We start from the raw sequence: 19056 nt of genomic DNA, 5'->3' as shown, positions 1-19056 counted from the left end.
GCAACGTAGGCAGAGGAGACGCTCCCGCGATCAGTTCGCATCAGACCAGGCGAATGCTCTCGCTGTTCCTCGCAGACTCGAGAGCCGCCTCGACGACGCGAAGCGTTTGTTGCCCCTGCTGCATGGTGACAAGGTGCGTGGGCTTGCCAAGAACGGCGTCGCGGAAGGCTTCGTGTTCCACTCGGAGCGGCTCGCGCTTTGCGAAAGAGAAACGTGTGACGTCGCCTTCCGAGACACCTCGGAAGCTGGAGACTGACTCCCACTCATGAGGGATGGTCCCGTTCGCGTAAAACGTTAGATCTCCGGTGGACGTGTCGGCGACGTACGCGCCCTTTTCCCCGGAGACGACGGTCAGCCTCTCCTTCATCGGGCTCAACCAGTTCACGATGTGGTTCACGATGACGCCTGTCTCCAGCCGTCCGGTAATCGCGATCATGTCTTCGTACTCGCGGCCGCTCTTAAACATGGTCTGGGCGAATACCTGTGAGTAATCGCTTCGCGCTACCCACGCCGTGAGGTCGATATCGTGCGAAGCGAGGTCCTTTGCAACCCCAACATCTGCGATGCGCGCAGGAAAGTTACTCTGGCGGCGGGTAGCGATCTGATAGACCTCTCCGATGTCGCCAGCCTCAAGCCGCATACGAAGTTGCTGAAGCGCCGGGTTGAAGCGTTCTACATGGCCCACAGCGCCGACAAGGCCGGCGCTCGCGAAGGCATCGACCATGCGCTGGCCAGCCTCGAGGCTGTGTGCGATGGGCTTCTCTACCAGCGTGTGTACTCCGGCGGCGGCGAGCTTGAGCGCCGCATCTTCATGGAAGCGCGTAGGGACGGCAACCACGGCTAGATCGATGCCAGCTTCGATGAGCGCATCGATGTCGGGCAGAACCTTGAGGTCCCCGGCAACGCCGTGCGGGTCTCCTCCGGGGTCAGCGATGGCAACCAGATCGACACCATCGAGCTCACGCAGAACCCGCGCGTGGTGACGCCCCATCATGCCGACTCCGAGCAGCCCGGCGCGCAATGCCATCATGCACCTGCCTTGGCAACAAGGTTGACCGCGGTGACGATGCGTTCCAGATCGTTCTGAGAGAGCGAGGGGTGCACCGGTAGCGACACGACCTCCCGCGCGGCCCGCTCGGTCTCGGGGAGATCGAGGCTTGGCGCATAATGCGCGAGAGAAGGCAGGCGATGGTTCGGGATCGGGTAGTAGACCCCGGCGCCGACGCTGTGCTCGCTCTTGAGAGCGGCAACAAAACCGTCTCGATCTTCCGGAACGCGCACGGTGTACTGGTGGTACACGTGCACGGCTCCATCGACCACTGGCGGAATAACGACGCCACGCAGGTGGGCATCAAGGTACGCAGCGTTTGCCTGACGCGTCTTCGTCCAGGCATCAACCTTGGTCAGCTGCACTCGACCAATCGCAGCGTGGATGTCGGTCATGCGAGCGTTGAAACCAACAACCTCGTTTTCGTACTGCTTCTCCATGCCCTGGTTGCGAAGTAGCTTGATCTGGCGCGCGATCTCGTCATTCGCCGTCGAGACCATGCCGCCTTCACCACTGGTCATGTTCTTTGTCGGGTACAGGCTGAACATCGCGAAGTCGCCCCATGTGCCCACCGGGCGTCCGTCAAGCGCAGCACCGTGTGCTTGGGCCGCGTCTTCGTAGAGCGCTACGCCGCGCGCAGCGGCGAGGGCTTCTAGCTCACGAAGCCGGGCGGGGTGCCCGTACAGGTGCACAGGCAAAATCCCCTTCGTGTTGGGGGTGATCGCCGCGGCGACAGCCTCGGGGTCGAGAGAGAACGTGTCCGGCTCGATGTCAACAAAAACGGGTGTGGCGCCAGTGAGCGCTACCGAGTTCCCTGTCGCCGCGAAGGTGAACGACGGAACGATGACTTCGTCGCCCTGCCCAACACCGGCGGCGAGGAGACCAAGGTGTAGGCCGGCTGTACCCGAGTTGACAGCGACGGCTGGGCGTCCTTGCACGAAGTGCTCGGAGAACTCTTTCTCAAATGCCGCTACTTCCGGCCCCTGGGCGACCATACCGGTGCGCAAGACACGGTCTACCGCCTCACGCTCCTCGTCGCCGATGATGGGCTTCGCGGGTGGAATGAACTCGCTCACGCGGTCTCCTTGCTCAGGGTGCCTTCGGATTCAACAAAACGATCGCCCGTGGTCGGGCAGATCCACACATTCTCTGCGTCATTCAGTGTGAGTGGGACGCCTGCTTCGCCGACCCAGCCAATACGACGAGCGGGAACTCCGACGACGAGCGCATATGCGGGAACATCTTTCACCACCACAGCGCCAGCGGCGACAGTCGCCCAGGCCCCGATCGTGACAGGAGCGACGCACGTCGCGCGCGCCCCGATAGAGGCGCCGCGTTCAATCGTGACGCCCACTGGTTCCCAATCGTGCGCGCTCTTGATGGTGCCTTCAGGAGTGATCGCTCGTGGATAAGTGTCATTGGTCAGTACAACAGCAGGTCCGATGAATACGCCATCGCCCAGCTTCGCAGGCTCATAGACGAGGGCATAGTTCTGGACTTTGCAGTTGTCACCCATTTGCACGCCGGTACCGACGTATGCCCCTCGGCCTACGATGCAGTTTTCGCCCAGATGGGCGCCCTCGCGCACTTGGGCCAGGTGCCAGATGGACGAACCATCACCGATCACAGCATCAGCTGCGACATCGGCAGAATCTACGATCCGAACTCGGTTGCTCTCAGTCACTGCTCCGACTTTCTGGTTCCGCCAACGAGTCTGAGGAACCGCCGTCCAGCCTAGTCGCCCAGCCTCCTGTTGCCTGTGCGATTGCCGCGACTGCTCGGTCGGCTACCGCACGCAAAGATACGGTCTCGCGAGCCCAGCCTGCGCGCGTCGGCCGCAGCAGTTCTCGCGTGCCGTCTGCCTCTTCCGCAAGCATCTCGAGCATCGCGGCAGCGATCGCTGCAGCGTCGAATGTCACAGCTCGACCCAACGCACCATCGCGCACCAGACGCGCACCCGCGTCAGGACCGGCAAAAATCACGGGAGTTCCCACGGCAGCAGCAGCATAAGTCTTCGTCGGGCGGGCGAAGTCGTAGCCGATTCCAGGAACGATGCTCACCAGAGACGCCGCAGCTCCCCGAATCCATCGTGCAGATTCTTGCGGACTCACCACACCGCCGAAGTCGACCCGCCCCGGCGCAACCTGCTCGGCAATGCGCTTCAGCTCCGACTCCACTACTCCCTGTCCGAAGAACTTCAACCGCACATCTGGGTAGTCTTCAGCGACCTGCGAGAAGGCGTGGATGAACACTTCTGGCTGTTGCCACTCCGACATCGTCCCGGTGTAGACGAAGTAGCGTCCTGCACCATCCATCACGTGGGCATCGGGTGTGAACAGGTCTGTGTCGATGCCGTTTCCCACGGTTGCTATTCGCGAGGAGTCAGCGTCGAGCGCCAGCAGTCGTTCAGTGACCTCGTCAGAAACAGAGAGAATCACGCTGGCTTTACGAAGCACAGCCTTCTCCATCGTGCGCATAATGCGAACGACCATCGGGTGCGCGCCCATTGAAATCACGCCATCGGTCCACACATCAGCCGCGTAATAGACGTAGGGGCGACGGCGAAGCACGCTCGCCCATGCCACGACAAGACCCGTGGTCGGTGGCGACTCAGCGACCGCTACGTCATAGCGCGTGAGTAAAAGGCGAAGCAACAACGGCACGTCAAAGCTCATGTATTGCACATAGCCGCGCACGTTTCCCCCGGCATCGCGCAGGACTGGCCAGCGACGCACATCCACACCAGTGGCGTCACTGATCGCGGGCGCATGCGGCGGCGGAGACGTTGTCAGCACCCGGACAGCTGCTCCAGCGCGACGCAGTCCGCGCGCAAGCGCGCCGAGACGGAATGATCCTGCGCTCACCTCCGGCGGAAACAACCGAGAGGCGATCAAGACTCGTGTCGCTGTCATTGCTCAACCTCATCGCCGGTTTGTGGATTCACTCCGCTACTTCTCTGTTCGAGGTCGGCGATTCGTTGCTCATGAAAGGCCGCCTGCTCTGCGAGAGTGCGAATCTTTTCTTCGATTCGCGTGAGCTCAGCGCCATATTGCAGGCTCACGAGGAACAGAAGACCAATCGCGACGAAGAAGACCAGGTTGGTGGGCACTGAAATGCCCACCAACCTGGCGATCGACGTGAGCAACTGAGGAAAAAGTGCGAGCACGAGCGCAAGAACACCACCGACAAACCACCACACCGCGTGGCGTTCTCTCAAAGTTCCTCGGCGCATCAGCTCAACAATCGCGAAGAGCGCCAATAGCGCTGCGACGATGCCGAACGCATAAGTGATGCCGCTCACAAGCTCTCCTCCCGAATCTTCTCGATCGCCTGGCGTGGCCGCACCATAGCTAACAAGAACGCCGCTACTGCCCTGGTGAGGTAGACAGCCGCTTTGATCGGACGATGTGACGGCTCTCCGCCCTGACGCGGGCGCATGGCGACGGGCATTTGACGCACGGTCAAGCCCGCACGCGCAGCAATGACAAGCGCCTCAATCGTGTCTCCGAGGTATTCGGCCGGATACGCGCGGGCGAAGAGCGCGACTGCGCGCGGCCCCGCCGCTTTGAAGCCACTCGTCACGTCAGTCAATGGAGTACGTGCGACCTTACTGATCACCGCGGCAAGGACCCGCATAGCCCAACGCCGAGGACCACGTGCGCCGTAGTCGCCCACACCGGCAAAGCGCGCTCCGATCACGATATCTGCGTCGTGCTCAGACAGGCGCGATACCAATGAGTTGATGGCCTGCGGGTCGTGCTGACCATCGGCATCAACCTGCACCACCACGTCATAGCCGTGTGTGCGCGCGTAACGAAACCCGGCCCGCATAGCGCCACCGACGCCCAGGTTGAAAGGCAGGACAAGTACGGACGCCCCCGCAGCAGCTGCCACGTGCCTGGTGTCGTCAGACGATCCATCGTCGATCACAAGGCACAGCGCGCTGGGTGCGGCAGAACGCACGTCGCGGACAACGTCCGCGACGGAATCTTGTTCGTTCAGCGCCGGTATGACGACGAGAACGGAGGGATCGACCGGACGCATCGCTATAGATCCTACCGACCCATCACGCTCAGAAAGCGCATGCCGTGATCCGCCACAAGGACGCGTCGCCGACGCTCGTGACAAGCTCGAACCCCGGCTGCCCTTCGAAGTCAGTCATTCCCGGCATAAGCCAACGACCAGGGCGGTCTTCTCCCGGTCCGAAGTCGAGCACGTATTCCGGGTCTTCGAATGCTCCCAGCGCCGCGCACACCTCAGGGTCGCTCGCAGCATCCCTGAGGTTTTGAGCAAGGATGTCCCACTCATCAGAGTTCGGTGGAGACCAAGTGCGCGGGTATACGTCGTAACCGCTGAGCATGTATCCGAACCCGGAACCCGTCGAGGGATTGGCGATAACTCGTTCCCCCTCGGGAACGTAATCGGTGAGCGACTCCAGCAAGAGACGCTCATCAGGGTCGAGATAACTGTCTGAGTCAGCGATGTATCGCGACTGAGGGTCAAATGTACCGTCGAGGAAGAGCGGCATCGCCACAGGACGAAGCATGATCAAAACAATCATGCCCACCGCAGCAACGGCGCTCCCGACGAGGCGTACTCGGTCCCGATGCGCAGTACCTACCTCACGCGAAGCTTTCTGTGCGACCGCTTGCACAACGGCGTTGAAGCCAATCGCTGCGAGCGGCACTACCGCGATCGGCGCGAGCGAAGCGAGTCGGTAGGGGTCGGCGTACCAGGCAGCAAGTAGTCCGTCTCGGACGATCGGCGCGCCGACAGCAGCGACCAGCACGTAAAGTGCGGAAAGACCTAGCCAACCGCCAACGATCCACTGCTGATCGCGATTGCGCGCGGCAATGACGAGACCGACCAGCATGAAAACGCTCACGCCAATCGCCGCAGGAATCCCCATCTGTCCGTTGAACAGAATGTCTAACCACACTTCGGCCTTGTTGCGAAACGGTGGCCAATGCGAACCGCTGGTCCCGCCCGAGAAGTAGGTCCACATCGGGATAAGCACCAGGAGCGGTAGGGCGGCGAGCCCCAGACGAGCCGCCAACGGTCGCGGCCGGCCCCGCCTGACGATCCAAAACGCAAACCACACGGCGCTCAGGAGCCCCCAAGGAAGGGCTGCGGCGGGCTGTGCGAGAAGGAGCGCCCCCAAGGCGACTCCGACAAGTAAGGTGCCAAGGATGGCGCTTCGAACTGGTCGGCTGCGAGATAGCCACCGAGGTAGCGACATCACGACAGCAACGCCGGCCGGAATAAGCGCCGTCGAAAGCGCATTCGGGTAAAGAACCCCCCACTGGAACATCAAGAGCGGGAATGTCTGCAACGACGCTGCGAAAAGTGCCGCGTATCCGGCGATCGTAGACGACCCTGTGGCCACTCGGGCGAGCCAGGCAATACCCAGCGTCCAAACCCCAGCGCCGATAACGAGTGTCAACACGTTTGCCGCTACAGCGATCTCTACACCGCTAAGCAAGACGACAGCCGACACAATCGCATGCCAAGCTGCCGGATAAAAACTAGATGCACCGATGACGCCGCTGACATGAAGGACGGACGCATCCTGAGTCTCCAGGATGTACCGCACAGCGTTCAAATGGAAGACGGCGTCATTCGTCTGGGAGATTCCGGCAGGGTCGTGAATATACGTCGCGAGACGCCACACTCCGAAGGCAACACCCACGACTATGGTGACCGGAAGGAGCCAACGCAGCGTCTCGGCTGTATCGGTAGTCGAGGCTACCCGCATCACGAGCCAGCCGACGAGCCATGCCAGACCTGCGAGGGCGACAAGAACAAGTGTCAGGGACATTGCTGTCCAAGGCACGTGCAGTGCACCGAGCAGCAGACCCGAGACGGTGATCATAGCGACGCTCATCGCCGGCGCGAACGCGGCCAGCGATAGTCCCCTCAACCCGACGCCGAACAGCGCCGCCATCCCCGGAAGAAAAACGAGAAGAACAGCAACGAGAAGTGCCGGCAGTGCGGCCACCCACTCGAGAGTCATGCGTCCACCAGGGCGATCGCTCCTTCGACCTCACCGTCGTAAACAACCTCGCCCTTGTTGATCACGATGCCCCGAACGCAGAGTTCACGCACCATCTCCATGTCGTGACTCACGACGACGAGGGTCTTCCCCTCGGCGATGAGCTCTTCGAACTTCAGGCGGCATTTTTCACGGAAAGGCGCGTCACCAACGGAAAGGATCTCGTCGACGAGCAGTACGTCGAGCTCCACATGGATCGCCACAGAGAAGGCCAACCGCATGAACATTCCGGAGGAGTAGTGCTTGACCTCCTGGTCGATGAACTGCTCGATCTCGCTGAAGGCGACGATCTCGTCGTAGCGTGCCTCGATTTCGTGCTTCTTCATACCCAAGATCGCCGCGTTGAGGAAGACGTTCTCGCGTCCGGAGAGCTCAGGATGGAACCCGGCTCCCACTTCGATCAGCCCAGCGACCCTCCCCCGGGTAAGAACTTGGCCGTCGTCTGGCTCCATGACGCCAGAGATGAGCTTGAGCAATGTCGATTTGCCAGAGCCGTTGAAACCAAGAATGGCAACAGACTCGCCCTCACCGATAGACACGTCAATGCCTTTGAGCGCTTCAAACTCGCTCGTAAGTTTGCGTCGCTTGATCCACGCGACGACGGTGTCTTTCAGAGAGAAAGCATGATTGAGCGTGAACCGCTTTTTCACGCCGTCGATGATGATGCTGGGCTTGACTACTGTTTGCTCGCTCATAGGTCTTGCGCGAACCTTCCCTCAAGACGGCGGAAAACGAACTGTCCGAACAGAAGCGTGACAACGGCGATCAGGAAGGTCCACAGGGTGTTCCATGCCAAGTCCGGAGGCACGTCGATCATCGTTTGACCGACGTAGTTCGACGCAGAGACCATGCCTTCGGTCGCAGGCCGCCAGAAAGCGAAGTGAAAGAGTTCGACACTCTGGGTAATCGGGTTGAGCATGTAGAGGTCGACGATCCATTGCGGCCAACCGAGGCGGTCCACTACGGCGTCTTGCACCTGTGTCCAGCCGTAAAGCACAGGTGAAGCCCACGTTGCCAGGAGCAGCATCAGCTCGACGATGTTCTCTGCGTCCCGGAAGCGCACGTTCACAGCGCCGAAGAAGAGCCCCAGCCCGAGACTGAAAATCATCACGATGATCATCCCGGCAAGGATCGCGAGGATGGAGAGGACCGATATGTGTGTGATCCAGCCCATCAGCAAACAGACGATCAGCAACAGCCCGACCTGCGGGAGAAAGTGCACGAACGCCACGACGACGGCGGAAACAGCAAACAGCTGGCGCGGCAGAAACACCTTGCGCACGAGCGGAGCATTTCCGACAATCGATGTCGTTGCGTTCTTGAAGCCCTCTGAGAAGAGGTTGATCATCACGATTCCGGAGAACAGGTAGACCGCGTAATTCGGCAACCCCCTGTCGAGGTCCATGAAGATACCAAGGACTATCCAGAACACAAGGAACTGGGCTGCCGGTCGAACGTAAGACCAGGTCCAGCCCAGTATCGAGTTGCGGTAGCGCGTCGTGACGCCCGTGCGCACCAGAAGGTTCAACAGGTAGCGCCAGCGCACAACATCGATTAGTCCCCGGCTTTTTCCAGGGGTCTCGAAGTCGGAACGCGGGACGGCGGCGAAAAGATCTCGGGTATCAGTCACAGGCCCACTCACTCATGATCGGCGATGCTACTCGCCGAGGAAAGGCCCAGTCTATTCGACGGACCCTCCACGCGAGCAGAGGTCAAACGTTAGCCGACTGACGCCATGATGTTCCAACCGCTGCCGATCTTCACTCGAGATTGCATCTTGCCGTTGCCCAGTCCGGCGTACAGGTACATCAATCCATCCGGAGCGATAGCGAGAAGGTCACTCTTACCGTCGCCGTCGAAATCTCCGGGGCTCAGCACCGAGTCGAAAATATCCCAACCATGCCCCAACTGAGACGCTGTAGCGAAAGAGCTGTTGCCCGTCAGAGGATACGAGCGGAGAGTTCCGTCGGTAAGACGGGCGAGTAGATCGCCTCTCCCATCGCCGTCAAAGTCACCCGCGTAGAAGACGTCGTCCGCGATCGTCCAACCGTGGCTGATCTGCGCGCCTCCCCCGGTGATCCAACCGCCTTGGCCGTTGCCCCGATAGAGATGCATGGTTCCGTCTGAGGTGGTCACTAGCAGGTCGGTTATGCGGTCACCGTCAAAGTCAAGCCCGCCAATAGCTCGGTCGAAGATCTCCCACCCATGACCGATCTTGATTGGATCCGCAAAGCCACCACCGGGCTTGCCCGCGTAGAACTGGAAGAATCCCTGCGCGTCGATCCGACCGAAATCTGAATATCCATCGCGGTTGAAATCGCCCAACGGAGTGACCAGGTCGTCCGCACCCCAATTCGAGCCGATTGTCGATCGCGTACCCCACTTTCCGGCGCCGTTCCCGCCATAGATGTAAGCCTCTCCAGACTTTGTGGTCGCGACCACATCATTTCCCGCGATGGCGTCCACGTTGCCGAACCCGCCGGGGAAGGTGCGGGGTGCAGCGACTGCCGTACCGACGGCGGTCTTGCTAGCCATTGTCGCCCAGCCGCTTCCTACCGTGCCGGCACCAGTTACCTTGCCGCCACCGATACCGCGGTAAAGCAGGAGCTTGCCGTCGGCGCGGTGCGCGAAGAGGTCACTCTTTCCATCGCCGTCAAAGTCACCAGCACCGAAGATGCCCGTCATTCCTTCCCAGCCATGTCCCATCAGGATCTTCGATCCCCATCCGCCACGACCGTCACTGGTGTAGAGATAGAGGTAGCCAGCAGCGTTCCGCGCGACGAGATCAGGCTTGCTGTCGCCATTCATATCCAGGCCACCGCTAACCTGGCTCATCTTGTGCCATCCGCTGCCGACACGCACCGGAGCTCGGAAACCCCCGAACCCTGTTCCAGCCCGCAGGAAGAGTGTGCCGTCTGCACTTGTTGTGAAGACATCAACGACGCCATCGCCGTCGAAATCTCCCGCAGCGAAGACATCAGTCACGCCGCTCCAGTCACCAGGAGCTGGCTCAGGCGCGTCCAACTTCGTGCCACCATCGCTCCGCAGGACCTGAACGTTTCTATTTGCATCAAGGACCATAAAGTCCCGATCGCCATCGCCGTCAAAATCTCCGAGATCAATCGTGTCGGTGACACCATCGACGCCAGACGCGAGTTCAACTTTCGTCCCCCACACCTTCTTCGAGTAGGGGTATCCCCAGACTGTCCCTGCCTTGTCAGCCGCGACAATGTAGTTGACGGTGTCGACGGATTTCAACGTCGGTGGAGCTACCGCAGGTTGCGAGCTCTGAGTCGAGCCAAACCAGTCCGTGAAGTAGTTATAGAAGTTGCGGTTGCCGTACGCGGAGCATCCATCACCCAACCCGTACCCTGCACGGAGCGCTGCTGCGTTCGGCTGGTAAGGCGTGTAGTAGTACAGCGCGGCGGTCGCCTTGTTGGCGATGTAGACCCGCGACGTTCCACACGCAGAGTTCGGGTTGTAGAGAATGTTCCAGGTATTACCAGGCGCGTACCACTGGAACCACTTGCCCTCCATGTAGATCTGCATCTGACGCGCTGCGCCATAGATCTGGTGGAAGAAGCCGATGTAGTTCGGGTCGCACGGAGCAGTATCAGGGCACCCCTGACCCAGCGCGATCCGGTAGCGCCACGCGCTTGGCCACGTGTGCGTAACCAAGCCCTGCTCCTTCTGGAGCATAACGATCAGCACCTGCGGGTTGATGTCGCATGCCTGCGCGACACGGTAGATGATGCGCGCCGCCGACTCGTTCGCTGCGCCGGTGTACCCCTTGCAGTAGGCGTCTGCTGGCCGCGTGACCGTCGTCATCTTGAAGTCCTTGATGCAGACGATCGGCTCATTGTTCTCGTCTCGACCGCCAAGGCAGTTGGAGACCTTGCTGTTGAAGAAGCTCTGAATCTGAGCCTCGGTCATCGTGTTCTCGTTGGTGAACACGGCATCGCTGATGATGTTCCCGGCATTGAAGCCGACGAGCGTGCTCTTCGCGATGTCTGTCGAAGCTGGGTCAGCGACAGCGCTGGACGCGCTCGCAGCACTGGAAACGGTCGAAGCAATGGATGCTTGAGCAGCGGTGGCGGGGACCACCGTGCCGATCACCAGAGCGGAGGCAGCGAGGAAACATGTGAGGAGTCGGGAGGTCCTCAAGATGTTTCGCGAGCGTGGGGCACGTCGAGACATGTGACTAGTGTGACGGAAGTTGCGCGATGATGCCACTGTTACGAAAATTACGCCACAAGATTCCGGCGTGTCGCCGTTATGCGCAGGTGGCTCTCAGAGAGTCAAAGATCTGCGTGCAGGGCCCACACCCGCTCGGCGGAACTGGCCCAGGAGAAGGCCCTCGAGCGGTCAGCAGCCAACACTCCCAGCCGATCTGCTGCTCCGCCGACCGCATCGACGATCGCTTCAGCTATCGACTCGCTCGCCACAAGCAAACCGCCATCGGCGATCACATCTTGATGGGATCCCGTATTGAGCGCGACTACCGGAATACCCAGCGCCATCGCTTCGACGGCTCGCCACGGCCATCCGGCTATCGCGCTGGTCGCGACAAAGGCAGAGGAGCCGGCAAGCACTGCTGCGCGCTCTTCTTCTGTCAAATAACCCCGCACATGGACCCGTCGCTCCGGGAGCCCAGCGGCAGAGGCCACCTCGGCATGACGAGGTTCGGAGCCTTCAGGAGCATCGAGCACCACCGCATCAAGACCGGCAGCGACCACGCCGCGGAATCCTTCTGTCAGGCTCTCGAGGGGCCCGGTGAGCACCACGTACTCTTCGGGGAGTGACAACGCTGCGCGGAGCTCCGCGGCATGGGGAGGAATAGTGAACCCCTGAGGCGCTGCGCCCGCAATGACCCGAACGCGATCTCCGATCCGCGCCACCTCGGCCAAGCTTCGTGCAACAGCATGCGAGGGAACCACCACAGCATCGGCGTGCTTTGCGGCGCGTTTGAGCATTGCACGCTGCCATGCCACGACATTCTTTGGCAGCAGCTCAGGCGCTTCCCACGCCCGCAAATCCCATACCGTCGCGGTGATCTGGTGGTTTTCATGCACTCGGTCGTGGCGCACAAGCGGCGCCATGAGTGTGGGCGCATGAATCATGCCCTTCCCGACACCTGCGGTAACGCCGAGCTGCCAAGAAGTCGCGAGCTCGCGGCGCGCGAGTCCGAGAACACGAACATCTTTAATTCCGGCAAGCGTCACAGACCCACCCGCAGGCACAATCGCATCAACAGCGCAGCCGGAGGGCGCCGTGGCGACAAGTCCAGCGGCAAGACTCATCGACGCTGCGGACTGATCGGCGTCGACAGTATGCGCGACCTGATCCAGCACAATACGCAGTCGAGCACTCATGCGATCAGGCTAACCCGACAGCGGCATCTTGCCTGCTGAGCGCGCCGTTCAGGCTCTCGATTGTCGCCTCTCGTGCCGACGAGGCCAGCACGAAACGGGACGTTCATGCTTGAATGCACGAGTGAGCGATGGTCGACTTCCCGTTCGGCGCCGATGGATCGGCTGGGCCGTCGGCATCTTGCTGTCCATTCTTCTCTTGGCACTCGGCTGGGTGTCTGTGCGCGGAATTGGGGCGGTCAACGAGCTCCAAAAAGTGGCCGACGGCGCGACGCAACTCAAGACGACAATCAGTGCGGGAGACCTCGAAAGCGCGACGCCTATTGCCGCACGCATAGCCGCGAATGCTGCATCCGCCCACGACCTGACGTCAGACCCTATCTGGCAGGCCTTCGGCGCCATCCCGTGGCTCGGCCCCAACTTTCGTGCTGTCGGGGAGATCGCCGAAATAGCCGACAACGTCTCGACAGATGCCCTCACTCCTCTGCTTGAAGTCGCGGCAGACTTCGACCTCGCCAGCCTGGGTTTTTCGGGTGGCGCTATTGACCTCGCCCCTTTTGCCGAGATCGCAGAGCCCCTTGGCGTTGCCAACACCGCGCTCAGCACCGCCCAGAGCGAAGTGCGTCAGATCGATGCGGACGCAACCCTCCCCCCGCTGGCGGAAGCGATCGGTCAGATGCGCTCTGCGGTAACGGAGGCTGCCACCGTTGTGGGTTCGCTCCACGGTGCCGCCGTGCTGCTGCCCACGATGCTCGGCGGCGAGGGGCCCCGCACCTATGTGCTTGCCATGCAAAACAACGCAGAGCTGCGCTCGTCCGGCGGCATCATCGGTTCTATCGCTCTACTCCGCGCTGACAACGGCAAAATCAGTCTGCAAACTCAAGCCTCCACAAGGGACTTCCCTCCGCTAGATACCGCGCTGCCACTCAGTGACTCCACGATCGCGCTCTTCGATGACCGCCCAGGGCGATACCTGCAGAACATCACCAGCATCCCGGACTTCACCGAGGCCGGCGCGACGATCGCCGCTCGATGGGAAGGGCGCTTCGGCGGCACGGTTGACGGCGTGATCGCCGTGGATGCGGTTGTCGCGGAGAACTTGATGGCTGCGACCGGGGATCTGGCCTTCGGTCCTTTCACGGCGTCAGCAGACAACGTCACCGACATCCTCTTGTCAGAGATCTATGCGGCCGTGCCGGATCCTGCCGTACAAGATCAGATCTTCGCGAAGGCCGCCAGCGTCCTTTTCTCTGCCGCAATGTCGGGGGCTGACCCGCAGGCGATGGTGGGAGCACTGGCTAAGTCGGCGGCAGAGGGCAGGGTGCGCATCTGGAGCGCCCACGAGGATGAGCAGGAGTTGCTGGCTTCATCGGCCCTGGGCGGAGCGATCCCCGCAGACAGCGACGACGCCACCTATGTAGGGGTGCTGATGAATGACACCACCGGCGGAAAGATGGACTACTACACCAGAGCATCGATCACGACTGCCATGGGGAACTGTAGTGGCTCACCGACGACACATGTGCAGGTGACGTGGACGAACACGGCACCTGCGGACGCAGCTACTTCACTCCCCGCGTATGTGACGGGCGACGGTGTGTACGGCGTGCCAGCGGGGACCGTGCGCACCCTCATCGGAATCTACGGCCCTGAGGGCGCGACACCTGCCTCCATCGACAGGGACGGCGCGGAAGAGGGCGTGCAAACCACGTTGCTCGGCGATCGCGTCGTCGTGCAGCACGAAGTATCGCTCGCGCCTGGCGAGTCAACGACGATCACGATCAACTTTGAGGGCGGCGAAGCCGGCAATCGCCTCACCGAAGTCCTGCACACACCGCTGGTGGCCGCGCCGGAGATCACACAAGAGCCGCTGCAATGCACTTCGTGACTTTCGTCATTAAATAAAGACCCTTTCGACCCCAGATGGGTTAGAGTCAAATCACTGGGGAATATCTGAAGTCTGCAACTTGCCGTGGGGGCAAGAGGCTTCACGCAGTCAGACGCAGGGGTGTGTCTGGAGGCGATTCCGCGTGACATTCTGGGGATGAATCATGCTGAAAAAATTGGCCGCTATCGGCCTGACCGCTGGCGCACTTGTGTTCGCCGCACCTGCGGTCGCTACCGCGGCACCATTGGTGCCGACCACGTCGTCCAACTTGTATGCGACTGACTCATACGCGACGCCTCCTGGCGTCAAGGTTGGCGACCCGATTATCGACATCTGCGCGGTCTCGACGGTTGTCTTCGGAAAGGGATACTTCCTGTCCTCCGAAGACGTCAACGTCTCCGTATCTGGGTACAACGCCGGACGATCTGCGATCTCGGGCAATGTCGCTGCTGCTGACGGCAGCATGACATTGACCTTCCGACCGCCGTCTGATGGCGACGGCACGTACTCGATTGCATTCAACGGCTCTCGCTCATACACCGCTCTGATCACGGTCTCCAACGGCCGCGAAGGCGGCACTAGCTGCGAGGTCGACCCTGGCGTTGCGACGTCCGGTTCAGAAATGCCGCTGACTGACGGTGGCACGTCGACCGACGGGGGATTTGAGCTCGCACTCACTGGCGGAGACGTTTCGCCGTGGCTGCTTGCTGGTGGCGCTGGAGCACTGATGGCGGGTGGAGCATTGGTCGCCGCCGGGGCATCGCGCCGCAAGCGCACCTAAGAACTGGTTGCCGCCCGCGCGGTGACCGGCCGAACGACGGTGATCTCTCCCCCTCCGATCACCGTCGTTTGGTGTATCCGCTGATCGGACCCTCACGGGCAACGCCGGCTACGGAGCGGGCGTCTCCGTCGGCGGGTGAAGCGACTCCTGCATCATCTGGTGGATGTGGTCGTAGTCCGGCTGGTACTCGTCTACCCCGAACTCCGGCGTCAGCTCGATCGATGTCACCGGCTGCTCCTTGGCCTTGAGCATTAGGTCGAAGAACTCCGGCAGCTTGTTGGAGGGCAGATCGGTGCTGATGAGCGCTGTACCGGCCGCGGCCACTTCGTTGAAGCGCGTGAGCACGGTTTGCGGCGTGAACTGGGCAAGGATCGCCGCTTGCAGCTCACGCTGCCGCTTCATCCGGTCCCAGTCGCTTGTGGTGTACCGCGAACGGGCGTACCACTGCGCCGTGTCGCCATCCATGCGCTGCAGGCCAGGCTCGATCCAGCCGATTGCCCACTCATTTACGTCGGTGCCGGTCCACCCCTCTGGTGGACCGCCCTTCGGGAGTCGCTCTGTGACGTTAATCTCTACACCGCCGAGCGCATCGACCAGCTCAGCGAAACCGTGCATATCAACGAAGACGTAGTACGGAATCTCGATCCCTAAGACGCCTTCCGCCGCTTCTTTGGTCGCCTCGATCCCGGGTTCAGAACCATTGTTCGCGGCATCGGGGTAGAGCGCCGAACCTTGATCTTCCCGACACACCTCGGCGGCGTTTCGCACGTGATTCATCCAGCCGTTCCAGCCACACGATGAAGAGCTGTACCCCTCAAAGCCGTTTGGATAGAGCGCTTGCATCGGGCTTCCGTCGCTGAACGGCGCGTTGGGAAGCTCACGAGGAATACCCGTGATCGTCATTGCCCCGGTGTCAGCGTTCACGGAAACGACGGAGATGCTGTCGAACCTCATCGAGTCTCGACCGTCGCCACTGTCTGCGCCCAGCAGCAAGATGTTGTAGTACCCATCGCTCGGCTCGACGCTTGGCCCACTCTGGCCGAAAATCGACCCCAACGTGTTTCGCACTGAGCCAACAGCGGTCGCGGCGTACCCTGCGCCGCCGCCGACGAGCCCCAACAGCAGCAGCGCCACCAGCGGGATAGCGATCCGTGAAGCCCCACGTACTTTGACGAGCCGAACGAGCCGCAGAGCGTCAAAAGTAAGCACGGCCCACAAGACGACGTAGCCGACCAACAGGATCTGCACGAGAGTCAGAATCGCCGCAGAAAAAAGGCCTCCGCCGATGGTGATCCACAGCAACACCGGACGCGCGAAGAGCGCGAGCCCCAACGCCACGGCGGCGAGGAACCAAGAGAGCAGAGTAGCGCCGAGTCCGAAGCGCCCGAGTTTGCGGTTGCCGGCGAGCACCTGCGCCGATCCTGGCACCAGCAGGTTCAGCACCACGAGCCACCAGCCGCGACGCGCCATCGTCGAAGCGTCGGCGGAGTTCGGGTGCCGTAGCGGCCGGGTCTCTATGAGCGGGCGCTGTGTTGCGCGCGGAGGCGCAAGGGTCACAGCGACGCCTTCAACCGTTCGTTCTTCTCCTCGACCTGTGCCTCGAGTTCGCTGGCGTATGCCTCGACCCGGTCAGCAAGCGCAGCGTCAGCCGTGCCAAGAATACGAGCGGCGAGGAGCCCAGCGTTGCGTGCTCCGCCAATGGAGACAGTGGCGACAGGAATCCCGGCAGGCATCTGCACAATCGACAGCAGAGAATCCATGCCATCCAGGTAAGCCAGAGGCACCGGCACCCCCACCACTGGCAGGGGCGTCATCGAGGCCAACATGCCAGGAAGGTGTGCTGCTCCCCCGGCACCGGCAATGATGACGCGGATACCGCGAGAACGCGCGTCGCGTGCGTACGACATCAACTTGTCGGGTGTGCGGTGCGCCGAGACCACTTCCACCTCATGCGGAATACCGAAATCGGAGAGCGCCTGAGAGGCGTCGCTCATCACACGCCAGTCGGAGTCGGATCCCATTACGACGCCGACCAGGGGCTCGGCAGAAGAGTGCAGTGGCTCAGTCACCAGATCAGGCTACGGTCTACCGCTGTGAGAAACCTCGAACGGCACGCCAAGTTCGCCTCCGCCGAGTCAGAGGAAATGTGCCGCAGCAGCGCGCGCGACGTAAACGGCGTCATCGAGATCGTCAGATGCGACGTTGACATGGCCCACCTTGCGTCCGGGGCGCGGTGACTTTCCGTAGGTGTGGACCTTTGCCTGCGGGTGCGCAGCCAACGCCGATCCGAAACGCGACTCCAGCGTTCCATCGACCGGTCCCCCCAAAATGTTCACCATCACAGACCACGGAGCGCGCGGCGCTGTGCTTCCCAGCGGCAGGTCAGCGACCGCCCGCAGGTGTTGTTCGAACTGGCCGGTCACCGCGCCGTCCTGGCTCCAGTGCCCGCTGTTGTGTGGGCGCATAGCGAGCTCGTTCACGAGAATGCGCTCGTCGTCGGTTTCAAACAGCTCAACGGCAAGCATCCCCGTCACACCGAGTCCCTCAGCAATGGTGCGACCGATGTCTTCCGCAACTTCGACGAGCCGCGCCGAAGCGCCGGGCGCGGGGGCAATGACCTCAGCGCAAACGCCATCGCGCTGCACCGTTTCGACAACTGGATAAGCGACGACTTCGCCGCTGGGACGACGTGCGACCTGCTGAGCAAGCTCCCGCACAAATGGCACCAACTCTTCCACCAAGAGAGCATCGCCATCGGTGAGGGCGTCGAGCCAATCCCGTGCTTCTTCCGCAGAACGTACGACGCGCACCCCCTTGCCGTCGTATCCGCCTCGCGGAGTTTTCACGACGCCGGCGCCTGTGTGAGCATCGAGAAACTCTTGCAATTCTGCGAGCGTGCTCACTGCCGCCCATTCCGGCTGCGGCACACCCAGCTCCGTCAGGCGTTTGCGCATCACAATCTTGTCTTGGGCGAACTGCAGCGCATCAGGGCCGGGGTGCACAGACACACCATCGGCGACGAGCGCGCGCAGAACCTCCTGCGGAACATGCTCATGGTCAAAGGTGACAACATCGACGTCGGCAACAAACGCACGCACCGTTTCCAGATCGCGGTAGTCGCCGGTCGCGGTCGCCGCGAGCGCCGCCGACATACCTTCCGCTTCTGCCAGTACGCGAAGGTCAAGCCCGAGTTCGACCGCCGGGGCGATCATCATTCGAGCCAGCTGTCCTCCACCGATTACGCCCACACGCAACGTCATTCGCCGTCTCCATTCGTCTGCAATCATTCTCCCGCACGGACGCGGACGCCCACGACCGCATCGGCCACAGCGAGGTCGCGGTTAGTCGCCGCTTGCCTGAGCGTCGCGGTGAGCGAGTATCTGGCCCACCTCGATCTGATCCGCGAGCGTCTCGTGCACAAGCGTGACGTTCGGCACGTTTCGTAGCCTCAGTGGGCCGTCGACGCCGTTCGAAAGCGTGATCGTGCCCGAACCCCAGATGCGCTGCAGCGGTCCGCGTCGCACGGCGATTGTGTATCCACGAGCGTGCGACATCTCGCGACGGTTTTGCGCCCCGATGCCGTGGCGCGAAATCACTCGCCTCGTCGTGACCGTCGTGCTTCGTGAAAACCAAATAACAAATGGAATCACGACGGCCACCAGCACAAGCCCACCAGCGGCCGCAAGAAGCATCCAGTCCTCGAGACCTGCCGGCAGGTTGCCGTAGAAGTAGGCCGTCGCCCCGAAGGTAGCGATCAGCACAACGGCCGACCAAAACAGCCGACGCGCGTGACTGCGAAAGCGCGCGATCAGCAACTCCTCCGAGGGCGTGCCTGGCGGCGGCATCATGGGCCGTCCGCCGAGCGTCACAGGCTGGGTCACATCACCATTGTGCCCGTGATTGACGACAAATCCGTCT

General features: G+C 61.6%; 17 protein-coding genes. 2 read left to right on the top strand and 15 right to left on the bottom strand.

The features are described from left to right. Nucleotides 1-40 precede the first annotated feature (40 nt). From AB0O87_RS07825 to AB0O87_RS07775, 11 genes are all read right to left on the bottom strand, one after another. Nucleotides 41-1030, bottom strand: a complete 990-nt coding sequence (locus AB0O87_RS07825; RefSeq protein WP_363513735.1) for a Gfo/Idh/MocA family oxidoreductase — start codon at nucleotides 1028-1030, stop codon at nucleotides 41-43. After that, on the bottom strand, nucleotides 1027-2124 hold the full coding sequence (locus AB0O87_RS07820; RefSeq protein ID WP_363513732.1) for a DegT/DnrJ/EryC1/StrS family aminotransferase: 1098 nt from the start codon (nucleotides 2122-2124) through the stop codon (nucleotides 1027-1029). The genes AB0O87_RS07825 and AB0O87_RS07820 overlap by 4 nt, the downstream gene beginning before the upstream one ends. Further along, nucleotides 2121-2732 carry an acyltransferase gene (locus AB0O87_RS07815; protein ID WP_363513729.1) on the bottom strand — a complete coding sequence of 204 codons (612 nt, stop codon included), beginning with the start codon at nucleotides 2730-2732 and terminating at the stop codon, nucleotides 2121-2123. The genes AB0O87_RS07820 and AB0O87_RS07815 overlap by 4 nt, the downstream gene beginning before the upstream one ends. After that, entirely contained in the window at nucleotides 2725-3960 is a 1236-nt protein-coding gene (locus tag AB0O87_RS07810) for a glycosyltransferase family 4 protein (protein WP_363513726.1), read from the bottom strand. Before AB0O87_RS07810 ends, AB0O87_RS07815 begins: the two co-directional genes overlap by 8 nt. Further along, nucleotides 3957-4349: a DUF2304 domain-containing protein gene (locus tag AB0O87_RS07805; protein WP_363513723.1), complete on the bottom strand. Its 393-nt coding sequence runs from the start codon at nucleotides 4347-4349 to the stop codon at nucleotides 3957-3959. Before AB0O87_RS07805 ends, AB0O87_RS07810 begins: the two co-directional genes overlap by 4 nt. After that, on the bottom strand, nucleotides 4346-5092 hold the full coding sequence (locus AB0O87_RS07800; RefSeq protein ID WP_363513720.1) for a glycosyltransferase family 2 protein: 747 nt from the start codon (nucleotides 5090-5092) through the stop codon (nucleotides 4346-4348). Before AB0O87_RS07800 ends, AB0O87_RS07805 begins: the two co-directional genes overlap by 4 nt. A 28-nt stretch (nucleotides 5093-5120) precedes the next feature. Further along, entirely contained in the window at nucleotides 5121-7061 is a 1941-nt protein-coding gene (locus AB0O87_RS07795) for a DUF6541 family protein (RefSeq protein ID WP_363513717.1), read from the bottom strand. Further along, nucleotides 7058-7795 (bottom strand): ABC transporter ATP-binding protein, encoded by a 738-nt coding sequence (locus AB0O87_RS07790; protein WP_363513714.1) that lies wholly within the window; start codon nucleotides 7793-7795, stop codon nucleotides 7058-7060. Before AB0O87_RS07790 ends, AB0O87_RS07795 begins: the two co-directional genes overlap by 4 nt. Then, nucleotides 7792-8730: an ABC transporter permease gene (locus AB0O87_RS07785; protein ID WP_363513711.1), complete on the bottom strand. Its 939-nt coding sequence runs from the start codon at nucleotides 8728-8730 to the stop codon at nucleotides 7792-7794. Before AB0O87_RS07785 ends, AB0O87_RS07790 begins: the two co-directional genes overlap by 4 nt. An 89-nt stretch (nucleotides 8731-8819) precedes the next feature. Beyond that, nucleotides 8820-11297, bottom strand: a complete 2478-nt coding sequence (locus tag AB0O87_RS07780) for a VCBS repeat-containing protein (RefSeq protein WP_363513708.1) — start codon at nucleotides 11295-11297, stop codon at nucleotides 8820-8822. A 101-nt stretch (nucleotides 11298-11398) separates the two neighbouring features. After that, a complete protein-coding gene (locus AB0O87_RS07775) occupies nucleotides 11399-12472 on the bottom strand; it encodes a glycosyltransferase (RefSeq protein ID WP_363513705.1) in 1074 nt (357 codons plus the stop codon). A gap of 121 nt (nucleotides 12473-12593) precedes the next feature. On the opposite strand from AB0O87_RS07775, the gene AB0O87_RS07770 reads away from it, so the two are divergent. Then, a complete protein-coding gene (locus AB0O87_RS07770) occupies nucleotides 12594-14357 on the top strand; it encodes a DUF4012 domain-containing protein (RefSeq protein ID WP_363513703.1) in 1764 nt (587 codons plus the stop codon). Between the two features lie 163 nt (nucleotides 14358-14520). After that, the gene (locus AB0O87_RS07765) at nucleotides 14521-15138 is read left to right on the top strand and encodes an LPXTG cell wall anchor domain-containing protein (protein ID WP_363513700.1); all 618 of its coding nucleotides are present in this window, start codon (nucleotides 14521-14523) and stop codon (nucleotides 15136-15138) included. 108 nt (nucleotides 15139-15246) lie between these two features. On the opposite strand, the gene AB0O87_RS07760 is transcribed toward AB0O87_RS07765, so the two are convergent. From AB0O87_RS07760 to AB0O87_RS07745, 4 genes are all read right to left on the bottom strand, one after another. Next, nucleotides 15247-16695, bottom strand: a complete 1449-nt coding sequence (locus tag AB0O87_RS07760; protein ID WP_363513697.1) for an LCP family protein — start codon at nucleotides 16693-16695, stop codon at nucleotides 15247-15249. Then, nucleotides 16692-17159, bottom strand: a complete 468-nt coding sequence (gene purE / locus AB0O87_RS07755) for a 5-(carboxyamino)imidazole ribonucleotide mutase (RefSeq protein ID WP_363516150.1) — start codon at nucleotides 17157-17159, stop codon at nucleotides 16692-16694. Before purE ends, AB0O87_RS07760 begins: the two co-directional genes overlap by 4 nt. Nucleotides 17160-17273: 114 nt before the next feature. After that, nucleotides 17274-18398: a 5-(carboxyamino)imidazole ribonucleotide synthase gene (locus AB0O87_RS07750; RefSeq protein WP_363513694.1), complete on the bottom strand. Its 1125-nt coding sequence runs from the start codon at nucleotides 18396-18398 to the stop codon at nucleotides 17274-17276. A gap of 81 nt (nucleotides 18399-18479) precedes the next feature. Further along, a complete protein-coding gene (locus AB0O87_RS07745; protein ID WP_363516147.1) occupies nucleotides 18480-18983 on the bottom strand; it encodes a PH domain-containing protein in 504 nt (167 codons plus the stop codon). Between the last annotated feature and the right edge of the window lie 73 nt (nucleotides 18984-19056).

The organism is Microbacterium sp. NPDC076768 (genome assembly GCF_040687205.1).
Classification (GTDB): Bacteria; Actinomycetota; Actinomycetes; order Actinomycetales; family Microbacteriaceae; genus Microbacterium.
Note: the sequence above shows the minus strand (reverse complement) of the source record. Positions and strands in the feature narration are given on the sequence as shown.

Excerpts from the sequence above, each read along its gene's own strand:
- AB0O87_RS07825 (WP_363513735.1), bottom strand. The coding sequence starts at position 1,030 with ATGATGGCATTGCGCGCCGGGCTGCTCGGAGTCGGCATGATGGGGCGT.
- AB0O87_RS07810 (WP_363513726.1), bottom strand. The coding sequence starts at position 3,960 with ATGACAGCGACACGAGTCTTGATCGCCTCTCGGTTGTTTCCGCCGGAG.
- AB0O87_RS07800 (WP_363513720.1), bottom strand. The coding sequence starts at position 5,092 with ATGCGTCCGGTCGATCCCTCCGTTCTCGTCGTCATACCGGCGCTGAAC.
- AB0O87_RS07795 (WP_363513717.1), bottom strand. The coding sequence starts at position 7,061 with ATGACTCTCGAGTGGGTGGCCGCACTGCCGGCACTTCTCGTTGCTGTT.
- AB0O87_RS07790 (WP_363513714.1), bottom strand. The coding sequence starts at position 7,795 with ATGAGCGAGCAAACAGTAGTCAAGCCCAGCATCATCATCGACGGCGTG.
- AB0O87_RS07780 (WP_363513708.1), bottom strand. The coding sequence starts at position 11,297 with ATGTCTCGACGTGCCCCACGCTCGCGAAACATCTTGAGGACCTCCCGA.
- AB0O87_RS07775 (WP_363513705.1), bottom strand. The coding sequence starts at position 12,472 with ATGAGTGCTCGACTGCGTATTGTGCTGGATCAGGTCGCGCATACTGTC.
- AB0O87_RS07765 (WP_363513700.1), top strand. The coding sequence starts at position 14,521 with ATGCTGAAAAAATTGGCCGCTATCGGCCTGACCGCTGGCGCACTTGTG.
- purE (WP_363516150.1), bottom strand. The coding sequence starts at position 17,159 with ATGGGATCCGACTCCGACTGGCGTGTGATGAGCGACGCCTCTCAGGCG.
- AB0O87_RS07750 (WP_363513694.1), bottom strand. The coding sequence starts at position 18,398 with ATGACGTTGCGTGTGGGCGTAATCGGTGGAGGACAGCTGGCTCGAATG.
- AB0O87_RS07745 (WP_363516147.1), bottom strand. The coding sequence starts at position 18,983 with ATGCCGCCGCCAGGCACGCCCTCGGAGGAGTTGCTGATCGCGCGCTTT.